The organism is Salinimicrobium terrae DSM 17865 (assembly GCF_000424665.1).
Lineage (GTDB): Bacteria > Bacteroidota > Bacteroidia > Flavobacteriales > Flavobacteriaceae > Salinimicrobium > Salinimicrobium terrae.
In genome coordinates, this window is the sequence record NZ_AUKI01000020.1 from 1 (window position 1) to 22,475 (window position 22,475).

The following is a 22,475-nucleotide window of genomic DNA, read 5'->3' on the forward strand; positions in this document are numbered from 1 at the left end:
GTTACGCACCCGTGCGCCGGTCGCCACCATCCGAAGACGTGCTGCCCCTCGACTTGCATGTGTTAAGCCTGCCGCTAGCGTTCATCCTGAGCCAGGATCAAACTCTTCATCGTTAAATCTTATATACTTTAACAACTACTAAAGGAATTCCTCTTCTTCACCCCGATAGCTATCGGGGATCAAAGCTCAAAACGTTCTTCTAGTCTTAATTCTTATTTGCATTTGTTACTAATTAAAGCAACATACGCGCTGTCAATTCAATATGTCAATGAACTTACCCCTCTGTCCTTCCGGACATCTCCCCTTAAAAAAGGGGAGAAACTTTTCCGTATTTCAGGAGGCGTTTCTTGTGAAATAAAAGGAGTTGAACCTTTTCTATTATTACCCTACCCGGGATTTCTTCTTCAGTAATTCTCAATGAACTTCGCTCCTGTTCTAAGCGGCTGCAAATCTACAACCTTTTTTAAAACCAGCAAGAAAAAAAATTAAATTTTTTCTTAACCCCTGTTTTTAGCTTTCTTAAAGAACGAGCTTGCAAATTTACAACCTTTACTCTTTATTATCCAAGTTAAAATTCAAAACTTTTTCAGAGAACTTTGCCTGCTATTTCAACCAGACCAATTTTACTCCGATACTCCTGCCCTACCGGCTTACAACTCCCGGATATAAGACCCTTTGTTGTTTCTCAAAGCGGGTGCAAATATACTACCGATTTCTACTTCTGCAAACTTGTACCACAACTTTTGACATTTCACAACCCCCTCAAGATAAGGTATTGAAAATGACATTTTTGAGAGGTAATTATTTATTCAACCCGCGTTAGGGATAGCAGCGGAAATCCTTTTTGTGAAGCATGAGCAAGCAAAAAGATTGAAGCGTATAGCCCGACCCGGCATGCGCGGTAGCGAAAGCAGGGGAACGCCCAAATACATATTATGATTTTCTATCCCCTTTTACGGGTGCTGACCACTTATCTGTAAGTTCCAGGAAATTGTAATCCAGCGCAGAGGGTTGCCTTTCCAGCTGTTTACCTTGAAAAGCTCTTTGAAGAATATCTTCAATATAATAGTCTTCCTCATTCTTAGATGGATCAAACTCCTCCTTTAAGGAAATGTCAAAGAAACTGGCTGTTGTATTGTACCAGAAAGCTCTCCATCCACTTTTTAGATCTTTCACGAGATCAAAAGCGGTTATTCCGGTTTGCCGGTGAATTAATTTTACCAGAATCTGACCTTCTGTCCTGGTTAATTTCTTTAATTCGGCCGAGAATTGATTTTCAATATAATCCTGGACAATCTTAGTATATCGTTTCCGGTCCCGTTTTGATTTGATTTGATCCAGCCTGTTATTTAATTCCACCAATCTTTCTGAAGCCAGTTTGGCATAAGGATAAACCTTTATGGTTTTTCTGCGGAGAATAAGGTATTTACGACGTTCCAGATCACTGTCAAATTTTAGTCTTCCAAGGATAAGCACCTCATCAAGATCTATATGTGAGCGTGCAATGGTATCTCCTTCTATAATATAGAACTCATAATCCACACTATCCTGCACTGGTTCTTCAACCTGAGCGAGAATAGGCAACGGCGCCAAAAAGAGATAAATGAATAAAATTTGCCTCAAAATACTCGTTTTCAACATTTGAGCTAAAATCATTCCAAAATTACATTATCTATAAATTGTCAGCTCTTTAAATCTTATTAAATTCGTCAAAAAGTATAAAAATGGGCCAGGAAGAAATCCTCAACGAAAAATCTGTAAGTTTTCTCGAACAATATTTAAATAATGCTGCACCTACCGGATATGAATGGGAAGGTCAAAAATTATGGATGAATTATATAGAACCTTATGTGGATGAATTCATTACAGACACCTACGGTACTGCCGTAGGGGTCATAAATCCTAAAGCAAAATACAAGGTTGTAATAGAAGGTCATGCCGATGAGATCTCGTGGTATGTAAACTATATTACCGACGACGGTTTGATCTACGTAATTCGTAATGGTGGAAGCGACCACCAGATCGCCGCCTCAAAAAGAGTGAATATTCACACCAGGAACGGGATTGTAAAAGGAGTTTTTGGATGGCCTGCCATTCACACCCGCGATAAAGAAAAAGAACAGGCTCCTAAACTTGACAATATTTCTATAGATGTAGGCTGCTCTTCAAAAGAAGAGGTGGAGGCTCTAGGCGTTCATGTTGGTTGCGTAATCACTTATCCCGACGAATTCTTTATCCTCAATAAAAATAAATTTGTGAGCCGGGCTCTTGACAACCGAATTGGCGGATTTATGATCGCCGAAGTAGCACGCCTGCTGAAGGAAAACAAAAAGAAATTGCCTTTTGGTCTTTATATAACAAATTCGGTACAGGAGGAAATTGGTCTAAGAGGTGCCGAAATGATCACCCAACGTATTAAACCAAATGTGGCCATAGTGACCGATGTTACTCATGACACCACTACCCCAATGATCGAAAAGAAAACAAACGGACTAACAAAAATTGGTGACGGTCCGGTGATTTCTTATGCACCCGCCGTACAAAACAAGCTGCGAAATCTTCTAATTAAAACTGCCGAGGATAAAAATATCCCCTTTCAGCGTATGGCTTCTTCAAGAATGACAGGCACAGATACAGACGCTTTTGCTTACAGTAATGGCGGAGTGGCTTCGGCTTTGATCTCCCTTCCCTTGCGTTATATGCATACCACAGTTGAAATGGTGCACCGCAATGATGTGGAAAATGTGATAAAGTTGATCTATGAAAGCTTGTTACAACTAAAAGATGGAGATACCTTTAGCTATTTTGAATAGGTATCCCAAAATAACATTTTTGAACCTCCTTTCTAAGGAGGTTTTTATTTTCTGAAGTTTTCACATTTCTTTACAAGGTCGGGATAATGATGAAAGCTATATTTAGAAAAAAATTCATGGTCCTTTCTCCAGATGAAGTTGTAACGCTACTCTCCAATCCTGACCTGGCTGCAGAAAAAGCTAATCTACAGTATATTTCTGAAGATGACCTTTGTATTATGCGGCGCAAAAGAGGAAAAGGTTACCAGTATCTCCACGATGGAGAACCACTTAAGGATGATGAGGTGCTGGAAAGAATAAAAAAACTTGTTATTCCACCCGCATGGGAAAAAGTAAAAATCTGCCCTTTTTCAAATGGTCATCTACAGGTCATAGGACTTGATACCAAACAGCGAAAACAATACATCTATCATCCCGACTGGACAAAGCTCCGTAATCTCACAAAATTTTATAAGATGACCGCCTTTGGTAAGGTTTTGCCAAAGATCAGAGCACAGGTAGATAAAGACCTGGACAAAAAAGGAATGCCACAGGAAAAAGTCCTCGCCCTGGTGGTAAGACTCATGGAAGAAACACACATTAGGATTGGAAATGAGGCTTATGCCAAACAAAATAAATCCTACGGCCTGTCCACTTTAAGAAGCCGACATGTAGAGATCTCCAGCGGTGAAATGAAATTTAATTTTTTAGGTAAACGTGGAATTGAAAATACTGTTTCTGTACGTGACAAGAAATTAATTAAACTGGTAAATCAATGTGAGGAAATTCCCGGATGGGAGGTGTTTAAATATATAGGTGAGGACGGAAAAAAGCACAGTATTGATAGCGGAATGGTAAATCACTACATCCAGGAATTGAGTGGAGAACTATTTTCGGCTAAAGATTTCAGGACCTGGAGTGCCACGAAGATCTTTTTTGAAAAGTTACGCGACACGGGCTTTACCGAAGAGGAAAAGCAGAACAAAAAGAACATCTTAGAGGCTTATGATACCACAGCCGAAGCATTAAACAACACCCGCAGTGTATGCCGTAGCTATTACGTGCACCCCTATGTGGTTGAGCTATACGAGACAGGAGGTATAGTTCCATATTTCCAAAAGGTAGAAAGAAAACGTACCTCCAAACCTAATCTTTCTCAAACAGAAGAAGTCTTACTTGAAATTCTCAAAGATTTTGAAATTGAGCTGGAAGAGAAAGAATCCTAAAACCTATCAAAAATTCTGATTTACTTCTCAAGATGCTTTAGAAAAGCTACAAGGCCTTCAACTTCTCTTATCTTGTTATACTAAAGCAGTTATTTCATAAAAGAAAATTTAATGTTTTGCTTCAGTCATTATTTCGTCAACAATTTCTGGATTAAGCAGAGTTGAAGTATCTCCAAGATTTTCTGTATCGTTTGATGCAATTTTACGAAGAATCCTTCTCATAATTTTTCCGCTTCTTGTTTTGGGAAGTCCGCTCACGAATTGAATCTTTTCAGGTTTCGCAATTGGTCCCAAAGTTTGGGAAACAATCTCCTTAATTTCCTTTTCAAGCTTTTCTGAAGGCTCTACTTTGTCATAAAGAATTACATATGCGTAAAGTGCATTTCCTTTAATATCATGTGGAAAGCCCACAACCGCACTCTCGACCACGTGTTCATGCTCATCAATGGCATTTTCTATTGCTGCAGTTCCCAGGTTATGTCCGGAAACAATAACTATGTCATCAACCCTTCCCGTAATGCGGTAATTTCCGGTTGCATCACGATATGCCCCGTCACCGGTAAAATATTTGTTTTTAAACGTGGAAAAATACACTTCTCTATAGCGTTGATGATCCCCATAGATGGTACGGGCAATTGAAGGCCATGGAAATTTAATTGCCAGTCTTCCGTCAACAGGCTCATTTGTAACGGGTGTCTCCTCTCCCTGATCATTCATAAGAACCGGTTGCACTCCCGGCAAGGGTAAAGTCGCAAAAGTGGGCCTTGTAGGTGTAATACCGGCAAGAGGGGAAATCATAATTGCTCCTGTCTCGGTTTGCCACCAAGTATCTACAACAGGACAATTTCCTTTTCCAATATTATCATTGTACCAGTGCCAGGCCTCTTCATTAATGGGTTCTCCTACACTTCCCAGCACTTTAAGGGAAGTGAGATCGTGCTTTTCAACGAAATTTAAAGGTTGTTTGGCCAGCGATCGTATTGCAGTAGGAGCTGTATAAAAGTGAGTGACTTTTAACTTATCAACAATTTCCCAGAATCTGCCGTAATCGGGATAGCTGGGAACGCCTTCAAACATCACAGTTGTAGCTCCGGATGCCAGAGGCCCGTATATTATATAGGAGTGTCCTGTGATCCATCCAATATCGGCCGTACACCAGTAGACATCATGTTTTTCAAGCTGAAAGACATTTTGAAAGGTGTAAGTCGTACCCACCATATAACCTCCAACAGTATGAACCATCCCTTTTGGCTTACCGGTTGAGCCGGAAGTATAGAGAATAAACAACATATCTTCGGCATCCATAACTTCTGCAGGGCATTCTTTTTCAGCCTTTTGAAGTTCATCAAACCAGAATTTATCCCTGCCCTCTTTCATAGGAGTAGGCTCCACTGTGCGGCGGTAAACGATCACCGTTTCTACACCCGGGGTCTCTTCCAGAGCCTTATCACACATTTCCTTCAAATTAACTTTTTTAGATCCTCTGTAAACTTCGTTTGCCGTAATAAGCATCTTACAATCGGAGTCATTGATACGTCGTGCAATAGCCGAACTGGAAAAACCTGCAAAAACGATGGAATGAACTGCCCCAATTCTTGCACAAGCCAGCATAGCAATGGCTAATTCAGGGATCATTGGCATGTAAAGACATACCCTGTCTCCTTTTTTGATCCCGTTATTTTTCAAAACATTTGCAAACCTGGAAACTTTTACAAATAATTGCCTGTAGGAGATATACCGGGATTCCTCATCGGGATCATTAGGTTCCCAGATAATAGCCGTTTTGTTCCCAAGGGTCTCCAGGTGACGATCCAGGCAGTTTTCTGTGATATTCAGTTTTCCTCCCTGGAACCATTTCACTTCAGGTTTCTCAAAATCCCATTCCAGGGTCTTGTCCCATCTTTTTTGCCAGGTAAACGTACCGGCTATTTCATCCCAAAAAGCTTCAGGATCTGTAATACTTTTCTTGTAGGCTTTCTTATAATCGGCGAAGCTGCGCAGCTGTAAATTTTCCATAATCTAAATTTAGGAAAAGAAGCTTCAAAAACAAATATTTAAAATTAATTGATTTTCAGAAGGGTATCCAGAAATGGCATTTTTGAAAGGAATCTTTCAGGAGTAATAAATCGCAGGAATGATCTGATTTTTTCCTGAAATATGTATCTTTAAAGGAATGGAAGATTAAAAAACTTCATAAAAATCTATGGAATTTATTGATTATTATAAGGTTTTAGAGCTGGATAAAACTGCTACTAAAAATGATATAAAAAAAGCCTACCGAAAACTGGCACGTAAGTATCACCCAGACCTAAATCCTAATGATACTGCTGCCCAGAAGAAATTTCAGCAGATAAATGAGGCACATGAAGTGCTTATAGATCCAGAAAAAAGAAAAAAGTACGACCAGTACGGGAAAGACTGGCAACATGCCGAAGAATTTGAAAGACAAAAAGCACAACAGCAACAGTATCAGCAACAATATTCGGGTGGCAGAACCGGCGGCTTTGGAGGAGCAGAAAATTTTGGCGGCGGCGGATTTGAAGGCGGGGATTTTTCTGAATTTTTTGAATCTATGTTCGGAGGTGCTCAAGGCGGAAGGCAAAGAACTACCCGCTTTAGGGGACAGGATTATAATGCAGAGCTACAGTTAAATCTTACCGATGTCTATAAAACCCAAAAGCAAACGCTTACCATCAATGGTAAAAATATAAGACTAACCATACCTGCCGGTGTGGAAAACGGACAAACTATTAGGATCAAAGGTTATGGAGGGGAAGGAATGAACGGTGGACCAAACGGGGACCTCCTCATTACTTTTGCCATTAACAATGATACTTCCTTTAAACGAGAAGGAAAAAATCTCTATAAAGATGTAGAACTGGATATATTTACGGCCACATTAGGCGGAGATCTCATGGTAGATACCTTTGACGGAAAAGTAAAACTGAATGTGAAGCCGGAAACCCAGAACGGAACAACCGTAAAACTAAAAGGAAAAGGATTTCCGGTTTACAAGACAGAAGGACAGTTTGGCGACCTTTTTATTACTTACAAAATAAAGATTCCGACAAACCTGAGTGCAAGGGAAAAAGAACTTTTACAGGAACTAAAAAAACTGCAAGAAAATGGATGATCAATATATCTCAATATTAGAATTTTGTAATTGCCATCAACTGGAGTATTCTTTTATTCATTCCCTCACAGAAAATGGATTAATACAAACTATAATTATAGAGGAAGATGAATACATTGAGCAGGAACAACTGAGGGAGCTGGAGCGAATAATGCGCCTGCACTACGACCTTGAGATAAATATGCAGGGAATAGACGCTATTAACCATCTCCTGAACCGGGTTTCCCGACTTCAGGATGAAGTGCGGCATTTACAAAACCGCCTAAAATTATATGAAGATTAAACTAAACTGAATTATGAAATTGATTTTGAACATTTTTGCGGGATTAACTTTATTGTTCTTTACTCAAACCTGTAGTTATACAACTAACGGGGAAGATGAATCGCGTTCGGCTGTAATAAAAGAAAAAACTATGGAGATCACCGGCACCATCCAGGAACAAGGCATGACCTCGTACCAATACGGCACCCATACTATTGAAACAGAAAATGAAGAATTTTACGCTCTAAAAAGTGAGGCAGTAGACCTTGACGACTATGTCAACGAAGAAGTTACCATAGTTGCTGAAAAAATTGAAGGTTATCCCCTTTCCGGCGGTCCGGATTATTTGTTGGTACATGAAGTGAGATGAAGTTAGAAAGACGCGGTTAGAAAGGCAAAGGCAAGTATGCAGTACGCAGATTTTAGTAAGTAGTGCAAAATGAGTTAAGAACCAAAAATCGAGAATTTTAGAGTTTGTCATTTCGACCTCTGTTGTAAGCTGCAGATTATTTTTTCTCATAACCTTTAACTCATGATTTATTTTCTTTTGCGAGTTGAGGTTGTTGCGAGTTCAATTTTATTTGCGGAAATCAGCGAAATCAGCGGGAAATTATGGAAAAGAACCCATGTCACGCTGAGCCAGCGACCGCAGGAAGCGACGGTCGAAGCGCTTGTTAGCACATGACATCCATTTCTTCTAAAAAAACTTTATTCAAACCAGGCTTCGACCATATTTCCCCGGCCTCCCGGACGTGAAAATTGCTCAGCCTGACAACCAGAATGCACCAGAGAGCACAAAGCCACCTATAACTTATTTTTAATACTCAATACAAACTACCTTATGTGCTCCAATACATTCCGCTCGATCCTCTCCTCAATATTAGAAATATCAGCCTTTACAAAGGGTTCGCCGGTGATCTGTTCATAGAGCTCGATGTAACGCTCAGAAACTGAATCTATGTATTCATCGCTCATTTCGGGAATTTGCTGCCCTTCTTTTCCCTGAAATTCATTTTGGATAAGCCATTGTCTGACAAACTCTTTTGAAAGCTGCTTTTGAGGTTCCCCTTTAGCCAGACGCTCCCGGTAACCTTCGGCATAGAAATAACGGGATGAATCGGGAGTGTGGATTTCGTCGATAAGCACAATTTCTCCTTCAGCAGTTTTCCCGAATTCATATTTTGTGTCTACCAGAATTAGCCCGTTTTTCTTAGCGAGTTCACTACCGCGAAGGAACAGCTGTTGGGTGTAAATCTCAAGGAGATGATAATCTTTTTCAGAAACGATTCCTTTTTCCAAAATCTCTTCCCGGGAAATGTCCATGTCGTGCTCTCCCGAGTCGGCTTTTGTGGTGGGAGTGATAATAGGTGCTTCAAAAGCTTCATTTTCTTTCATCCCTTCGGGCATATGTACTCCGCAAAGGCTGCGTTTTCCAGCGGCATATTCCCGGGCTGCATGACCGGTCAAATAACCACGTATAACCATTTCCACTTTAAAAGGTTCACACCTCTGCCCTATCGCCACATTGGGATCGGGTGTGGCTTCGAGCCAGTTGGGTACAATATCTTCGGTGGCTTTCATCATTTTAGTGGCGAGCTGATTAAGGATCTGTCCCTTGTATGGAATTCCTTTTGGCATCACAACATCGAAAGCAGAAAGCCTGTCGGTCACGATCATGACCAGGCGGTCATCTTTCAGCGTATAAACATCCCGTACTTTTCCTTTGTAAACATTTTTTTGACCGGGAAAATTAAAATTTGTAGAGGTAATGGTATTCATGTGAGTATTAAGTTATAAGAAAAGATCCCACGGCAGCGGGATCTCAAAAATGTCATTTTATTCCGGATTTTCTATTCTTTTATAAGCAGCAATGATCTTCTTCACAAGCTTGTGACGAATCACATCCTTATCGTCCAGGTGAATTATTCCCACCCCATCAACATCCTGCAAGACAAGAATTGCTTCTTTAAGTCCCGAAATCACTCTTTTTGGAAGGTCAATTTGCCCTGGATCTCCAGTGACCATGAATTTTGCGCTCTTCCCCATTCGGGTAAGGAACATCTTCATTTGGGCATGGGTGGTGTTTTGGGCTTCGTCAAGAATAACAAAAGCATGGTCCAGGGTTCTACCACGCATAAAGGCCAGAGGCGCGATCTGGATCACTCCTTTTTCAATATAACTTTCCAGTTTTTCATGAGGAATCATATCCCGCAGGGCATCATATAATGGCTGCATATAAGGATCCAGCTTTTCTTTTAGATCCCCGGGTAAAAATCCCAGATTCTCTCCTGCTTCCACTGCAGGTCTCGTAAGAATAATTCTTTTTACCTGTTTCTCCTTAAGGGCTTTAACAGCCAGCGCAACACCTGTATATGTTTTCCCTGTCCCCGCAGGACCAATAGCAAAGACCATATCGTTTTTCCTCATCAGCTCAACCAGGCGGCGTTGATTAGCGGTCTGAGGTTTGATCATCCTACCGCTAACTCCGTGAACCAATACTTCTCCACTTTCATTGGAAGTATCGTATTCCTCCTTGCTTTCACTAGTTAGCACCCGCTCAATTGCATTTTCATCAAGACGATTGAACTTCCCGTAATGATCGATCAACATATTGAACCTCCTGTCGAATTCTTCGAGCATTTCCTCGTCGCCATAGATGCGAAGTTTATTACCTCTTGCAACAATTTTGAGCTTCGGAAAATACCTTTTCAAAAGTTCAATATGTGAATTCTGTTCCCCGAAAAAATCCCTCGGACTTATTTCAGAAAGTTCAATGATAAGTTCGTTCAAAAGCGATCGGATTAAATTTAAAAAATGAGTTAATTATCTTTAGATTTGCATTACAAACTTAAATAAATAAAGGTTTAAGTTAGGAAAAATATTCATTAGAAATTGCCCATGGCCATAATTACCTTAACGACAGATTTTGGGGAAAAAGATCATTTTGCAGGGGCAGTTAAAGGAGCGATTTACACCGAGTTACCAACGGCAAAAATTGTGGACATCTCTCATTCCATTGCCCCCTTTCATATTACAGAAGCTTCCTACATCATAAAGAATGCTTACAAGAGCTTTCCAGAAGGCAGTATTCACATCATTGGAGTAGATTCAGAATTAACTCCTGAAAATAAACATGTTGCCCTAAAACTCGACGGACACTACTTTATTTGCGCCAACAACGGAATTCTCTCGTTAATAGCTTCGGAATTTGTTCCGGAGAAGATCGTTGAGATCAATATTCACGACAAAATTCAGAGTAATTTCCCAGTACTGGATGTTTTCGTGAAGGTAGCAGGTCATCTAGCCCGTGGTGGCACCCTTGAAGTCATTGGGAAATCCATTTCCGAAATTAAACAGCTTAAGGAAATGGAACCGTTGATCAACTCCGAGAAGAATCAGATAAAGGGCAATGTGATCTACATTGATAACTACGGGAATGTGGTAACCAATATTTCGAAAAAGCTGTTTGAAAAAGTTGGTAAAAGCAGAAAATTTAACATGAGGGCAAGAACGGCAACATTTACAGAGATCTTCAGCACATACAGTGAGGCAATAAATTTTGATACCGAAATGATCAACCGGGAAGATGGCAAGAAACTTGCCATCTTCAACTCCGGTGGGTACATCGAGCTGGCGATCTATAAGAGCAATCCTAGTACGGTAGGTAGTGCCTCTACCCTCTTCGGTTTGGAGTATAGGGATACGGTGACGGTGAATTTTTTATAAAAGAGCCAAGAACCAAGAGACTGAGCCAAGACTTTTTTAACCTCTCGACTCCGCTCGAGGTGACATGAAGTAGATATTGGAATTTGGTGCCCGCAGTTGAAAATTAATGCTTTGCCATTCTTCCGATTTACTCCAACTCTAAAGGGAGCCGGAAAAATAGATTAGCTAATTTGCTTAATATAAATTGATAATTGAAGAATGATAATACGGATAGTAAAAATGACTTTTGAACCTTCAAAGACAGAAGAGTTTCAAGAGTTGTTTCAAAGGAATAAGGAGAAGATAAGAGGATTCCACGGTTGTGAATTCCTTGAGTTTTATAGAGATAAGAACAATAAAAACATATTTTTTACGTACAGTTACTGGCAGGATGAAGATGCTCTGGAAAACTATAGACTTTCCCCTCTTTTTAAAAAGGTATGGAGCGAGACGAAACAAATGTTTGCAGGGAAGCCGGAGGCGTGGAGCGTAGACAAAGTATGGTCCTCGGGTTCAGTTGGCGGTGCGCAGTAATTAGAGGGCGGTTGTAAATGGTTAATTGGGGATTAATTAATAGGTTAATTAGAAATAAGTTCACTATGACCTCCGTCCTCTGTCCACTTTTCGGAATTTGGTGTTTAACGGAGGTTGCATTTTTGCGCTATACCCCCTCCCCTAAAGGGAGCCGGAATAATGGATTGGGCACCTGATATTTATTATTATAAAAAATAGAAAATATACATTCAAATAGTGATAGCAGTATTAAAGAAAGAAATCAACTCATTTTTTGCCTCTCCCATAGGCTACTTGGTGATTGGACTTTTTCTGGTAATCAACGGGCTGTTTCTTTGGGTTTTTCAAGGGGAATATAATATTCTGGACAGTGGTTTTGCGACTCTCGAGCCATTCTTTACACTGGCGCCCTGGATCTTTCTTTTCCTCATTCCCGCCATTACCATGAAAAGTTTTTCCGATGAAATTAAACAGGGGACTCTGGAGCTGCTCCTCACTAAACCACTAACAACCCTGCAACTGGTGTTGGGTAAGTATTTTGGAGCACTTTCTTTGGTGATCCTGGCTCTTGTGCCTACTATTTTATACGTCGCAGCCATTTATTATCTCGACAGGCCCGAAGATAATCTCGATTGGGGCGTGCTGATTGGATCTTACATCGGACTCCTTTTTTTAGGAGCCTGCTATACCGCCATAGGAATTTTTGCCTCTATACTTTCACATAACCAGATCGTATCCTTTATTCTTGCAGTCTTTCTCTGCTTCATCGCCTATTTTGCTTTTGAAGCCGTTGCCAACCTTAATATTTTTGGCAGCGGAACCTTTGGAGTGGAAGACCTTGGACTTAATGCGCATTATGAAAGCATAAGCCGCGGGATCATGGATACGAGAGATCTAATCTACTTTTTGAGCTTTATCTTCTTTTTTCTTGCTCTCACAAACCTGAGTCTCATCAACAAAAAATCAGCCTGAAGTGAAGTTTCAAAAATCACATTTTAAAAAGGTTTTTTTGTTGCTCCTGGCAATTATTGTGGTCAATGTACTTTCATACACTTTCTACGAAAGGTTTGATCTTACAGAAGACAAACGTTATACACTTTCTGAAGCTTCAGAAGAGATCGTTTCCAAAGCTGAGGCTCCGGTAATTATCGATGTATTCCTGGAAGGAGAATTTCCTCCGGAATTCAGAAGGCTACAGGTAGAGACCAGGCAGCTGCTTGAAGAATTTGCTGCAGTGAATCCGCAGATAACATTTCGGTTTACAAACCCACTCGAGGAAGGTGGTAATGCCAATGAGATCGCAACGCAATTCTACGAAATGGGAATGACTCCCGCTCGTATCAATGTGGTTGAGAATGGCCGTACCAGTGAAGCTATCGTCTTCCCCTGGGCAATGGCAAACTTCGGAAGTAAATCTGTTGCAATTCCTTTACTGAAAAATCAACTTGGCGCAACAACCGAGGATCGTGTTGCAGCTTCTGTGCAACAGCTGGAATACGCCTTTGCCGATGCATTTTCCAAACTTTTAGAACCAAAAGGAAAGAAAGTAGCTGTAATGCGAGGTAACGGCGAACTGCAGGATCAGTACATAGCCGATTTTGTAAGGAGCATTCAGGAGTATTATTACATAGCGCCGTTTACTCTGGATTCTGTAGCGGTAAATCCGCAGGGAACACTGGAGCAGCTAAAAGAATACGACCTCGTGATCGAAGCAAAACCGACAGAACCTTACACCGAAGCCGAAAAGCTGGTGCTCGACCAATACCTTATGAGCGGCGGGAAACAACTGTGGCTGGTGGAACATGCTGCCATGGAAACCGACAGTCTTTTCAGTTCTGCCGGCAGTGCCTTTGCCTTGCCCCGCGATCTTAATCTTGGAGATTTTTTCTTCAAATATGGTTTGCGAATCAATCCTGCACTGGTGAAGGATCTTTATTCGGCGCCAATTGTCCTGGCCACCGGCAGTGGAAATGATGCCCAGTTCAATCCTTACCCCTGGTTCTATTTTCCGCTTTCCTCCTCCCCGACCAATCACCCTGTAGTGAACAACCTAGAGGCAGTAAAATTTGAATATGCGAGTCCTATGGACGTTTTGGAAAATGACATAAAAAAAACGGTGCTGCTTTCAACTTCCCCACGGTCTGAGGTTGTTGGACTTCCCCGGGAAATAAGTCTGGAGGAAATTACAGCAGAGCCCGATCTTTCTGAATATACTTCAGGAGAGCAGCCTTTGGCAGTAATGCTGGAAGGAGAATTTAATTCAGTTTATGAGAACCGGGTGTTACCATTTGAACCCGAAAACTTCCGAAGTAAAAGTGAAGAGACAAAAATGCTGGTAATAAGTGACGGAGATGTTATTAAAAATCAATTACAACGGGGAGAACCGCTATCACTTGGTTTTGACCGCTATACCGGAACAACCTACGGCAACAGGGAATTCTTGCTCAATGCGGTGAATTACCTGCTGGATGACAGAGGCCTCATAGACATTAGAAGCAAGGAGGTGAAAATAGCATTTTTGGATCTGGAACAAGTTGAAGAGCAAAGAACTTTTTGGCAGGTAATGAACATCCTGCTTCCGCTGAGTGTGTTGGCTTTGTTTGCTGGTCTTTTCAGCATTCTAAGGAAAAGAAAATACATTAAAAGGTAAAAAGCTTTCCTTCCATGCCCTGTTTATTAACAATTCCGAAGCTCTTAAAATTATAAGTTGCTGAAAATGACATTTTTAACAGGTATTTTCAGCAATTTGCTGTTAATAAAAAATACCTGCTGCTTTCCTGCTTTTTAAAGGATTAGGATATATTTGTATCAAGATTAACTTATTATGAAGCCAATGAAATTTATTGTATCAAGCACATATTTGCTGAAACAGCTACAAATACTGGGGGGTGTGATCAATAATAACAACACGCTGCCCATTCTGGATAATTTTCTTTTCGAACTCAACAATGATGAACTAACCGTTTCTGCGTCTGACCTGGAGACAACCATGTCTTCAAAACTTACAGTAGAATCTGATTCTGAAGGAAAGATCGCAGTTCCCGCGCGTCTTCTTCTGGAGACTTTAAAGACTTTTCCGGAACAGCCGCTGACCTTTGTTGTCGAAGATAACAACACCATTGAATTGAGTTCCAATCATGGAAAATACGCGCTGGCTTATGCAGGTGGCGAGGAGTTCCCTAAAGCTGTAAGCCTGGAAGAACCAAGCAGTACTACAATCGAGGGAGATGTTTTGGCAACGGCGATCAGCAAAACTATTTTTGCTTCTGGAAATGATGATCTACGGCCTGTAATGAGCGGGGTTTTCTTCCAATTTACCCAGGATGATTTAACCTTTGTAGCTACAGATGCTCACAAACTGGTAAAATATTCCCGAAATGACATTTCGGCTTCTCAAAAAGCTGAATTTATCATGCCTAAAAAACCTCTGAACCTGCTGAAAGGAATTCTTTCAGGCTCAGATTCTGAAGTGGTTATTGAATATAATGAATCAAATGCACGTTTTACGTTTGAAGATACTACGCTTGTTTGCCGACTTATCGACGGAAAATATCCGAATTATGAGGCAGTAATTCCAAAAGAGAATCCGAACAAGCTGGTCATTGACCGCGGACAATTCCTAAGTTCAGTAAAAAGGGTTTCCATTTTCTCCAACAAAACAACTCACCAGGTACGTTTAAAGATCGCCGGGGCCGAACTCAATATTTCTGCGGAAGATGTTGATTACAGCAACAAAGCCGAGGAGCGTCTTACCTGTTCTTACCAAGGCGACGATATGCAGATTGGTTTCAACTCACGTTTCCTTACGGAAATGCTTTCAAACCTGAACGCAAATGAAGTACAACTGGAAATGAGTTTACCTAACCGTGCAGGAATCCTTACTCCCGTTGACGGGTTGGATGACGGGGAGAAAGTTACCATGTTGGTGATGCCGGTAATGCTAAACAACTAAAGCTGAGCTTTAGTTGTAGATCGCTTCGCTGTTAGACCGCTTCGCTACTAGATTTAAGACCGCCACCTGCGGTGGCTGTTAGACCAAAAAAAAGAACCTCTGAAAAATGATTTTTCAGAGGTTTTTTTAGTCCCCTCCTTCGGTGAAGTGGCCGCAGGTCGGGGTGGACTGCCTTCAGCCCGGACTATCAATAATTTGCCCTTAGGGGGCAAAGTTTGCTTTCAGTCACTTATTTAATAACCTCGATAGATAGTGGATAGTATGGAATTTCCCCATTATTTACTTTAATCGCGTTAAGGATTGGGAAAACAATGGCGATAATACCTATACCTATCAGCAATAGGATTCCAATTCCAAATAACAAAATAAGAGGAATAGAAATAATAGAATAAATAAAAATAGATATCTGGAAATTCAGGATCATTTTTCCGTGGGCATCCATTCCCAATACTTTATCCTTCTGAGTAAGCCATATGACCAGCGGAACTATAAATCCGCCAATTACTGTTACCAGGTCAAGTAACTGACTCAGGTGCGTTAGCATTAACAATTGTTTGTCTTCTCTCATGATGGTTGTGTTTGAATAATTCATTTTGATTTGATTGATGATTATTAATATTATTACTTTGTATTGCAAGGTACTAAAAAGACGAATAGAATGTTTAACTGTTGCAAAAAATTTATTTTTTAGAAGAAAAAGTAGATTTGCCACAGATGCATAGATTATTGCCTCAATCCTGCCAACTCACCACTGAGCACTGCCTACTGAATTTATTATCTTTAACCCATGAAATTAAACGACAACATCGTAGCTCTTGCTACTCCTTCGGGGGCGGGTGCTATTGCGGTGATACGGATTTCAGGGCCCGATGCGGTGCAGCTGGCAGCTCCTGTTTTTAAGGCGAAGAGCAAAAAAGACCTTTTGGAACAGCCTTCCCACACGCTCCACCTGGGAAACATTGTGGATGGAGAACGGATTATTGATGAAGTACTTATCTCTGTTTTTCACGGACCAAAATCTTATACAGGGGAAAATACCATCGAAATCTCCTGTCACGGGAGTCCGTACATTCAGCAGGAGATCATTCAGCTGTTGATACGTAGAGGTTGTCGTTCTGCGGAAGCCGGGGAATTCACCCTTCGCGCCTTCCTTAATGGTAAGATGGATCTGAGTCAGGCAGAAGCCGTAGCCGATCTTATCTCTTCTGAGAACCAGGCGAGCCACCAAATGGCGATGCAGCAAATGCGCGGCGGATTCTCCAATGAGATCCAAAAACTGCGACAGGAACTCCTGAACTTCGCTTCCCTGATTGAATTGGAATTGGACTTTGCCGAAGAAGATGTGGAGTTTGCGAACCGGGATGAATTTCAAAACCTGGTAAGCAGAATTCAGCAGGTTTTGAAAAGGTTGATCGATTCCTTTGCTGTGGGTAATGTGTTGAAAAACGGAATTCCGGTTGCAATTGTTGGCGAACCCAATGTCGGAAAATCCACTTTGCTAAATGCCCTTTTAAACGAGGAACGCGCGATCGTATCAGAAATTGCCGGTACCACCCGTGACACGATTGAGGATGAGATCTCCATTGGAGGGATTGGATTCAGATTTATAGACACCGCCGGAATTCGTGAGACCGAAGATGTGGTGGAAAGCATCGGGATCAAACGGACTTTTGAAAAGATAAGTCAGGCGCAGGTGGTACTCTATTTGTTCGACGCTTCCCGCCTCCGTCATCCTGAACCACAGACAAATCGTCATCCTGAACTTGTTTCAGGATCCACGGGCTCCGCCCCAACCCTCAACCAGGTAAAAACAGAAATCGAAAAGATAAGAAATCAATTCCCTCAGAAACCCTTGGTGATCCTCGCCAATAAGATAGATCAACTGACTCAGGGGGAGAAAGAAAATCTCAAATCTCAAATCTCAATACTATCTCCGCCAAAAGCGGAGAAGGCGTGGAAGAACTCCAGCAAAAACTACTGCAATTTGTGAACACCGGAGAACTCCGAAATAACAACACCATTGTTACCAACAGCAGACATTACAACGCGCTGCTGAGTGCCCTGGAAGAGATAAATAAAGTACAGGACGGACTGAACCATAATCTCTCGGGTGACCTGCTGGCCATCGACATCCGGGAAGCTCTCCACTACTTCGGAGAGATCACCGGCGAGATCACTAATAATGATCTGCTGGGGAATATTTTTGCTAATTTTTGTATTGGCAAATGATTTGACTCAAAAAAAATCTCAATACCTTGAAAGCCCTTAATTTTAAAGGGCTTTTATTTTTTGCTCTAATTTTTATTTAGTTAAAATCAGTTAATTTTAGGTCGAATTTGTATCTTTGTTGTACCTCGTTTTGGAATTGATATTTGTCGATTTGTTAAAGGCGAGAAAATGATTCTTAATTTAATCAATAGATCTTATAAAAACCATATAAGACTAAATAGAACTAAAACCTTTCCAAAATGGCTACGAGTATTAGAGTTGAAAAAATTTGTGAACACTGCAATGAAAAATTCATTGCAAAGACAATGAAGACGAGATACTGCTCCCACATCTGTAACAGTAGGGCATATAAAGAGAGAAAACGGTATGAAAAATTAAACGGCTTAAGCACCACCGAATCTGGTGAACAAGAAAAAAAAATACCAGCACCTTCCACCTCCTACCTCAGTAAAATTAAAGAAACAGAGTTTCTTACTGTTCCAGAAGTCGCTAAACTTTTACGTCTATCAAAGGCTACAGTTTATAGATTAATAAAAGAAGGAAACCTAAAAGCGGCTAAATTTTCACAGAGGTCGACACGGATAAAAAGAAGTGAGATTGATAAATTATTTAAAGAATAGATTTCTATGGCCAATGTTACATTAAGAAGTAAAATACTGGCTAAGGGGAAACTTAGTCTATATCTCGACTTCTACCCAGCAATTATACACCCCAAAACAGGGAAACCCACCCGAAGAGAATTTCTAAAACTCAAGATCTTCGAAAATCCAAAAAATGATATTGAAAGGGAGCACAACTCCACACAAATTCAGTTGGCAGAACAAATTCGTGCCAAAAGGCTAATGGATATTCGAAATAAAGAGTATGGTCTGAAAGAACATATGGATCTGGATATCAATTTTTATAATTTCTACGCCAGCATTGTGGAAGAATATTACAACAATGGAAGTAAAGGAAATTATCACTCCTGGAAGTCTTCATTAGACTATTGGGAAAAGTATCTCGGAAAAAGCTTAAATAGTAAACAGCTCCTGCCCTACCATGTAGAAAAATACCGAGCATTTCTATTATCAGCTAAAACTCTTCGAAATAGTAAAAAGGATCTTTCTCGAAACACTGCTTCAGCTTACTACAAAAACTTCATAAATGTCCTTAAAAGAGCCTATAAAAAGAAGTTGTTAGCTTCAAATTTAGCCGAGGATGCGGTTTATATTAAAGAGGAGGAAACCTACAGAGAATATCTGACAGAAGAAGAATTAAAAATGTTATCCAAAGCCGATTGTACGTTACCCTCTCTTAAGCGTATGGCATTCTTTTCTGTGATGACGGGCCTACGATTTTCAGATATCAGTAGCCTGCAATGGAAGAATGTTTTTCATGACCGGTCTCAAGGCCACTATATAAAACTTAAGGAGCAAAAAACTGGTAATATTCAGAACCATTTTATTCCCGATAGTGCCCATGCTCTTTTAGTCAAAGAAGGTACAACAGAAGGAAAAGTATTCCGGGATATCAAATATTCACAAATAACCCGTCCCTTAAAAGAATGGTTAAATACAGCCGAAATAGATAAAAAAATTTCTTTTCATAATTTCCGTCATACCTATGCTACACTCCAATTGTCAAAAGGAACCGACATTTACACCTTATCAAAAATGTTAGGGCATAAAAATGTGACTACAACACAGATCTATGGTAAAGTTATGGATCGACAAAAAATAGAAGCCTCTAAAAAATTAAATCTCGATTTTGATGGACTATAAGACCATTTACCTTGAGTATTATAATAAAACTTTAAAGGATCAGGAGGATACAGTAAAAACTATGTTTACTGAACTAAAAGCAGAAAACCGTAGCTACTCCTACTCCCGAGATAAAATAGGTAGTATGTTATTTTCTAAAAAACATGAATTTGAATCTGCTTATCCAATCCATATTCTTTCACAGTACGAGAGTTTATTAAAGGAACGCAAGCAACTTTACTCCGAAGATAGCCTCAAATTAATTTTTAAAAATGAAATGAAGGACATTTTTCAGGAGAAAAAACCTTTTGGAATTTTGGAATACTCCCGTTTTTTGGAAAATTTAGCCACCTGGATTGGGTTGAAGGATGCCTACTCTAATTTTGGAGCGCACAATTGGTTAATGGAATTATATTATGAGTACGACGAAATTGAAAAGATAAGTCTGTACCCTAAAATTATAAATATCAAGGAGAATAAAGATTTTATCCGATTGTCGTCGAAAAAATTTCCTAGATATGAAAAGTTAAAAGATTCAAAGCCTGAAATATCCAAAACGGAAGTAAACTTAGAACTTCCAATTCTGGATAATGATGAAAAACTTCTTTTAATACATTATTTGCTACATTCGAATTACCTTGAAAAAATTGAAAAAGTAAAAATTCTCGCCTTAGTCGGAACCACACCTATAAGCGCAAAAATTTTTAAACAGGAATCACGGAAAAACAACGATTACAACCAGGTCCGTAAAGGTTATGAATACCTGGGAAAGAAGAAAGCTCAAGAAAAACTTACATCCCTTTTGCATCAAGTAGAAATCTTTAAAATTGGTAATTTAAATCGAGCTATTAAATTGGATCTTAATAAACTTAGAAAGCCAGAGATCTAAAGATAATTTAAAAAAGTTTGAACTATCTGAGGTGAAAATCCTATCCTATTCTGAACAAAAAAAGCCTTGCAACTAGCTAATTGTGAGGCTTTTTTATTTGAACTACACTCGAACGCTCATAAACTACGACCATCGATAAGCCGAAGTGACCTCCTTTTCTTCGTAGAGAATTATTAATAACAAAAACTAAAAATATGAGAAAAGTAGTTTATGAAGTAACTGAAGAAAACGCACACCTGATTGCTAAAATGCTTCTTAAATATGCAAGGGAGCAGGAGCAGAATCAAGTAGAGCAGTATCTAACAATTGATGAATTATGCGAGCTAATTGGCTATAAGAAAACCTCTATCTATGGCTTAGTCCAAAAGAACAAGATCCCTTACCACAAAAAGGGAAAACTGTTCTTCCTTAAGTCTGAAATAATGGAGTGGCTAAAGAGTGGTAAAAAAGCTACAGGCGAGGATATTAAAAGAAAAGCGGATGAATATTTACTTAAAAACCTTCTTTAATATGAATGGATATGAAAGAACACGGGCCTGGTACAACTTCTGTTTTGAACATCCAGATAGAATTAAACCAATTCATCATGCTATCTACCTATACACGGTTGAACTTTGCAACCGCTTAGGTTGGAAAAGGAAATTTGGACTTCCAACAGATACTACAATGGAAGTGCTTGGCATCAAAAATTACAAAACCTTTATTAAAGCACTTAACGATCTCATAGATTGGAGACTAATTGTTCTCATTCAGAAAAGTACTAATCAATACACTGCTAATGTCATTGCTTTATCTAAAAATACCAAAGCAACTACAAAAGCATTAGACAAGGCAATACAATTGCAAAGCCAAAGCACTGTCAGTATAGATAAACAATTAAACAATGAAACCTTAAACAATAAAACATTATTTAATGTAAGTGTTTCAGATGTACCCGTTAATTTATTAGAATTTTATAAGCTGGCGCTGAAATTACAAAAAGTGATCTGCAAAAATCTTCGGGATAAAAATGCACCCTCTCTAGTTCAAGAGACCGCAAATTTTTATAGTTGTGTAACTCCAATTCAGAAAATGATGGAACAGGAAAAAGTTACTGTAAGGCAAATTGAAAATGGAATTTATTTTTTAGGTAGTGCCGACGGTAATTTCTGGAAAGGGATTGTTTTAAGTGCTGAAAGTTTTAAAGAAAAACTGCCCCAACTGCTAATGGCTGCAAAGAGAAATTCAAAAGAAAAGGAGTCTTTGGCACCAATGAACCATTCAGTCCAACAAAAACTGGAGAAGTATGACTAATATAATTAAAGCACTCGCCAGTTTAAAGAAATTAGATTCCGGCGAAACGGTTAAGGTTGTACATGATGTTTACCCCCGGCCTGAGGCTACACCTAAAAAAGCCGGATTACGAATGGACAAAAAGCTCATATGGAATCTTTTTAAGAAGCATAAGCCGACTGATTTTATTATTAATGATACAAACGAGCAGATCATATTCACCATATTACTTTATTTCCTCAAGGACCCAAGCTTTAATAAGTATAATATTATTAAAAATCAAGCTGCTCATGAAAAGGGACTATTAATATATGGTGATTATGGAGTCGGTAAAACTGAACTCTTCAAGATTCTTCGAAACATAGGAAGAGACTTGTCTAAGTTCAACTGTTTTGACTTCTGGTTTCCTGAAATTTCTGCAGGTTCCTTTGTAGATGAATACATGGCTTCAACAAGTAAAATGGATACCAATTTTAGCCTGGAAAAATTTTATGGCGGTAAGCTTTACATTGACGACTTGGGATATGAGAGAAAAGCCTTTAATCGGGATGAAATTTTGGGAGATATTCTTTTCGAGAGAAACAGAAAAGGATGCAAAACTTTTGTAACAACAAACCTCACTCCTACCGCCTTATCGGGAAAATATGGAGAGCGTATTGGAGATCGTTTATTGGAGATGTTTAATATTATATCATGGCGAGGAGAGAGCTTCAGAAAATAAGTTCTTTTTAGACTAAATAGAAATTTTCGCCTGAAGCCG

At 39.7% G+C, this 22,475-nt stretch carries 23 protein-coding genes and 1 rRNA gene; 18 read left to right on the top strand and 6 right to left on the bottom strand.

Features of this window, described 5'->3' with window-relative positions; all coding sequences use genetic code 11:
• A 16S ribosomal RNA gene (locus H148_RS0109070) occupies positions 1-113 on the bottom strand; the annotation flags it as partial.
• An 820-nt stretch (positions 114-933) separates the two neighbouring features.
• Positions 934-1,623 (bottom strand): DUF4294 domain-containing protein, encoded by a 690-nt coding sequence (locus H148_RS0109080; RefSeq protein ID WP_029034525.1) that lies wholly within the window; start codon positions 1,621-1,623, stop codon positions 934-936.
• A gap of 101 nt (positions 1,624-1,724) precedes the next feature.
• Here H148_RS0109080 and H148_RS0109085 point away from each other — a divergent pair, with 101 nt between their 5' ends.
• Positions 1,725-2,813 carry a M42 family metallopeptidase gene (locus H148_RS0109085; RefSeq protein WP_029034526.1) on the top strand — a complete coding sequence of 363 codons (1,089 nt, stop codon included), beginning with the start codon at positions 1,725-1,727 and terminating at the stop codon, positions 2,811-2,813.
• An 86-nt stretch (positions 2,814-2,899) separates the two neighbouring features.
• Entirely contained in the window at positions 2,900-4,018 is a 1,119-nt protein-coding gene (locus H148_RS0109090) for a DNA topoisomerase IB (RefSeq protein ID WP_245583407.1), read from the top strand.
• Between the two features lie 108 nt (positions 4,019-4,126).
• Here H148_RS0109090 and acs read toward each other — a convergent pair whose 3' ends face one another.
• Positions 4,127-6,034 carry an acetate--CoA ligase gene (gene acs, locus H148_RS0109095; RefSeq protein ID WP_029034528.1) on the bottom strand — a complete coding sequence of 636 codons (1,908 nt, stop codon included), beginning with the start codon at positions 6,032-6,034 and terminating at the stop codon, positions 4,127-4,129.
• A gap of 187 nt (positions 6,035-6,221) precedes the next feature.
• Here acs and H148_RS0109100 point away from each other — a divergent pair, with 187 nt between their 5' ends.
• The 3 genes from H148_RS0109100 to H148_RS0109110 are packed head-to-tail and all read left to right on the top strand — an operon-like array spanning position 6,222 to position 7,783.
• Positions 6,222-7,151, top strand: a complete 930-nt coding sequence (locus H148_RS0109100; protein ID WP_029034529.1) for a DnaJ C-terminal domain-containing protein — start codon at positions 6,222-6,224, stop codon at positions 7,149-7,151.
• Positions 7,144-7,434 carry a chaperone modulator CbpM gene (locus H148_RS0109105; protein WP_029034530.1) on the top strand — a complete coding sequence of 97 codons (291 nt, stop codon included), beginning with the start codon at positions 7,144-7,146 and terminating at the stop codon, positions 7,432-7,434. The genes H148_RS0109100 and H148_RS0109105 overlap by 8 nt, the downstream gene beginning before the upstream one ends.
• Before the next feature lie 13 nt (positions 7,435-7,447).
• On the top strand, positions 7,448-7,783 hold the full coding sequence (locus tag H148_RS0109110) for a hypothetical protein (RefSeq protein ID WP_029034531.1): 336 nt from the start codon (positions 7,448-7,450) through the stop codon (positions 7,781-7,783).
• A 464-nt stretch (positions 7,784-8,247) separates the two neighbouring features.
• On the opposite strand, the gene H148_RS0109120 is transcribed toward H148_RS0109110, so the two are convergent.
• Positions 8,248-9,192 (bottom strand): phosphoribosylaminoimidazolesuccinocarboxamide synthase, encoded by a 945-nt coding sequence (locus tag H148_RS0109120; RefSeq protein ID WP_029034532.1) that lies wholly within the window; start codon positions 9,190-9,192, stop codon positions 8,248-8,250.
• A gap of 57 nt (positions 9,193-9,249) precedes the next feature.
• Positions 9,250-10,203, bottom strand: coding sequence for a PhoH family protein (locus H148_RS0109125; protein WP_029034533.1), 954 nt, complete (start codon positions 10,201-10,203; stop codon positions 9,250-9,252).
• A gap of 108 nt (positions 10,204-10,311) precedes the next feature.
• Here H148_RS0109125 and H148_RS0109130 point away from each other — a divergent pair, with 108 nt between their 5' ends.
• The 5 genes from H148_RS0109130 (at position 10,312) to dnaN (ending at position 15,583) form a co-directional block, all read left to right on the top strand.
• A complete protein-coding gene (locus H148_RS0109130; protein WP_029034534.1) occupies positions 10,312-11,139 on the top strand; it encodes an SAM hydrolase/SAM-dependent halogenase family protein in 828 nt (275 codons plus the stop codon).
• Between the two features lie 198 nt (positions 11,140-11,337).
• A complete protein-coding gene (locus H148_RS0109135; protein WP_029034535.1) occupies positions 11,338-11,652 on the top strand; it encodes a putative quinol monooxygenase in 315 nt (104 codons plus the stop codon).
• 216 nt (positions 11,653-11,868) lie between these two features.
• A complete protein-coding gene (gldF, locus tag H148_RS0109140) occupies positions 11,869-12,603 on the top strand; it encodes a gliding motility-associated ABC transporter permease subunit GldF (RefSeq protein WP_029034536.1) in 735 nt (244 codons plus the stop codon).
• A 1-nt stretch (position 12,604) separates the two neighbouring features.
• Complete coding sequence (gene gldG, locus H148_RS0109145) at positions 12,605-14,281, top strand: gliding motility-associated ABC transporter substrate-binding protein GldG (protein ID WP_029034537.1); 1,677 nt, start codon at positions 12,605-12,607, stop codon at positions 14,279-14,281.
• A gap of 183 nt (positions 14,282-14,464) precedes the next feature.
• Positions 14,465-15,583 (top strand): DNA polymerase III subunit beta, encoded by a 1,119-nt coding sequence (gene dnaN, locus H148_RS0109155; protein ID WP_029034538.1) that lies wholly within the window; start codon positions 14,465-14,467, stop codon positions 15,581-15,583.
• A 229-nt stretch (positions 15,584-15,812) separates the two neighbouring features.
• On the opposite strand, the gene H148_RS0109160 is transcribed toward dnaN, so the two are convergent.
• Positions 15,813-16,151: a DUF4870 domain-containing protein gene (locus H148_RS0109160; protein ID WP_029034539.1), complete on the bottom strand. Its 339-nt coding sequence runs from the start codon at positions 16,149-16,151 to the stop codon at positions 15,813-15,815.
• Positions 16,152-16,370: 219 nt separating this feature from the next.
• Here H148_RS0109160 and mnmE point away from each other — a divergent pair, with 219 nt between their 5' ends.
• The 8 genes from mnmE (at position 16,371) to H148_RS0109195 (ending at position 22,436) form a co-directional block, all read left to right on the top strand.
• Positions 16,371-17,573 (top strand): tRNA uridine-5-carboxymethylaminomethyl(34) synthesis GTPase MnmE, encoded by a 1,203-nt coding sequence (gene mnmE, locus H148_RS17565; RefSeq protein WP_245583408.1) that lies wholly within the window; start codon positions 16,371-16,373, stop codon positions 17,571-17,573.
• Positions 17,537-17,812 (top strand): tRNA modification GTPase, encoded by a 276-nt coding sequence (locus tag H148_RS19040; protein ID WP_245583409.1) that lies wholly within the window; start codon positions 17,537-17,539, stop codon positions 17,810-17,812. Before mnmE ends, H148_RS19040 begins: the two co-directional genes overlap by 37 nt.
• Positions 17,813-18,051: 239 nt before the next feature.
• Positions 18,052-18,432 carry a helix-turn-helix transcriptional regulator gene (locus tag H148_RS0109170; protein ID WP_029034540.1) on the top strand — a complete coding sequence of 127 codons (381 nt, stop codon included), beginning with the start codon at positions 18,052-18,054 and terminating at the stop codon, positions 18,430-18,432.
• Positions 18,433-18,438: 6 nt separating this feature from the next.
• On the top strand, positions 18,439-19,575 hold the full coding sequence (locus H148_RS0109175) for a tyrosine-type recombinase/integrase (RefSeq protein WP_029034541.1): 1,137 nt from the start codon (positions 18,439-18,441) through the stop codon (positions 19,573-19,575).
• Positions 19,565-20,443: a hypothetical protein gene (locus H148_RS0109180; protein ID WP_029034542.1), complete on the top strand. Its 879-nt coding sequence runs from the start codon at positions 19,565-19,567 to the stop codon at positions 20,441-20,443. The genes H148_RS0109175 and H148_RS0109180 overlap by 11 nt, the downstream gene beginning before the upstream one ends.
• Positions 20,444-20,637: 194 nt before the next feature.
• On the top strand, positions 20,638-20,952 hold the full coding sequence (locus tag H148_RS18335; RefSeq protein WP_051286339.1) for a helix-turn-helix transcriptional regulator: 315 nt from the start codon (positions 20,638-20,640) through the stop codon (positions 20,950-20,952).
• A gap of 1 nt (position 20,953) precedes the next feature.
• Entirely contained in the window at positions 20,954-21,736 is a 783-nt protein-coding gene (locus H148_RS0109190; protein ID WP_029034543.1) for a hypothetical protein, read from the top strand.
• The gene (locus H148_RS0109195) at positions 21,729-22,436 is read left to right on the top strand and encodes a P-loop NTPase family protein (RefSeq protein WP_029034544.1); all 708 of its coding nucleotides are present in this window, start codon (positions 21,729-21,731) and stop codon (positions 22,434-22,436) included. Before H148_RS0109190 ends, H148_RS0109195 begins: the two co-directional genes overlap by 8 nt.
• The last annotated feature ends 39 nt before the right edge of the window (positions 22,437-22,475 follow it).

Bases quoted from the DNA above. Each gene is read 5' to 3' on its own strand.
- H148_RS0109085 (WP_029034526.1), top strand. From the start codon at position 1,725: ATGGGCCAGGAAGAAATCCTCAACGAAAAATCTGTAAGTTTTCTCGAA.
- H148_RS0109090 (WP_245583407.1), top strand. From the start codon at position 2,900: ATGATGAAAGCTATATTTAGAAAAAAATTCATGGTCCTTTCTCCAGAT.
- acs (WP_029034528.1), bottom strand. From the start codon at position 6,034: ATGGAAAATTTACAGCTGCGCAGCTTCGCCGATTATAAGAAAGCCTAC.
- H148_RS0109100 (WP_029034529.1), top strand. From the start codon at position 6,222: ATGGAATTTATTGATTATTATAAGGTTTTAGAGCTGGATAAAACTGCT.
- H148_RS0109105 (WP_029034530.1), top strand. From the start codon at position 7,144: ATGGATGATCAATATATCTCAATATTAGAATTTTGTAATTGCCATCAA.
- H148_RS0109110 (WP_029034531.1), top strand. From the start codon at position 7,448: ATGAAATTGATTTTGAACATTTTTGCGGGATTAACTTTATTGTTCTTT.
- H148_RS0109120 (WP_029034532.1), bottom strand. From the start codon at position 9,192: ATGAATACCATTACCTCTACAAATTTTAATTTTCCCGGTCAAAAAAAT.
- H148_RS0109130 (WP_029034534.1), top strand. From the start codon at position 10,312: ATGGCCATAATTACCTTAACGACAGATTTTGGGGAAAAAGATCATTTT.
- H148_RS0109135 (WP_029034535.1), top strand. From the start codon at position 11,338: ATGATAATACGGATAGTAAAAATGACTTTTGAACCTTCAAAGACAGAA.
- dnaN (WP_029034538.1), top strand. From the start codon at position 14,465: ATGAAATTTATTGTATCAAGCACATATTTGCTGAAACAGCTACAAATA.
- H148_RS0109160 (WP_029034539.1), bottom strand. From the start codon at position 16,151: ATGAGAGAAGACAAACAATTGTTAATGCTAACGCACCTGAGTCAGTTA.
- mnmE (WP_245583408.1), top strand. From the start codon at position 16,371: ATGAAATTAAACGACAACATCGTAGCTCTTGCTACTCCTTCGGGGGCG.
- H148_RS0109170 (WP_029034540.1), top strand. From the start codon at position 18,052: ATGGCTACGAGTATTAGAGTTGAAAAAATTTGTGAACACTGCAATGAA.
- H148_RS0109175 (WP_029034541.1), top strand. From the start codon at position 18,439: ATGGCCAATGTTACATTAAGAAGTAAAATACTGGCTAAGGGGAAACTT.
- H148_RS0109180 (WP_029034542.1), top strand. From the start codon at position 19,565: ATGGACTATAAGACCATTTACCTTGAGTATTATAATAAAACTTTAAAG.
- H148_RS18335 (WP_051286339.1), top strand. From the start codon at position 20,638: ATGAGAAAAGTAGTTTATGAAGTAACTGAAGAAAACGCACACCTGATT.
- H148_RS0109190 (WP_029034543.1), top strand. From the start codon at position 20,954: ATGAATGGATATGAAAGAACACGGGCCTGGTACAACTTCTGTTTTGAA.
- H148_RS0109195 (WP_029034544.1), top strand. From the start codon at position 21,729: ATGACTAATATAATTAAAGCACTCGCCAGTTTAAAGAAATTAGATTCC.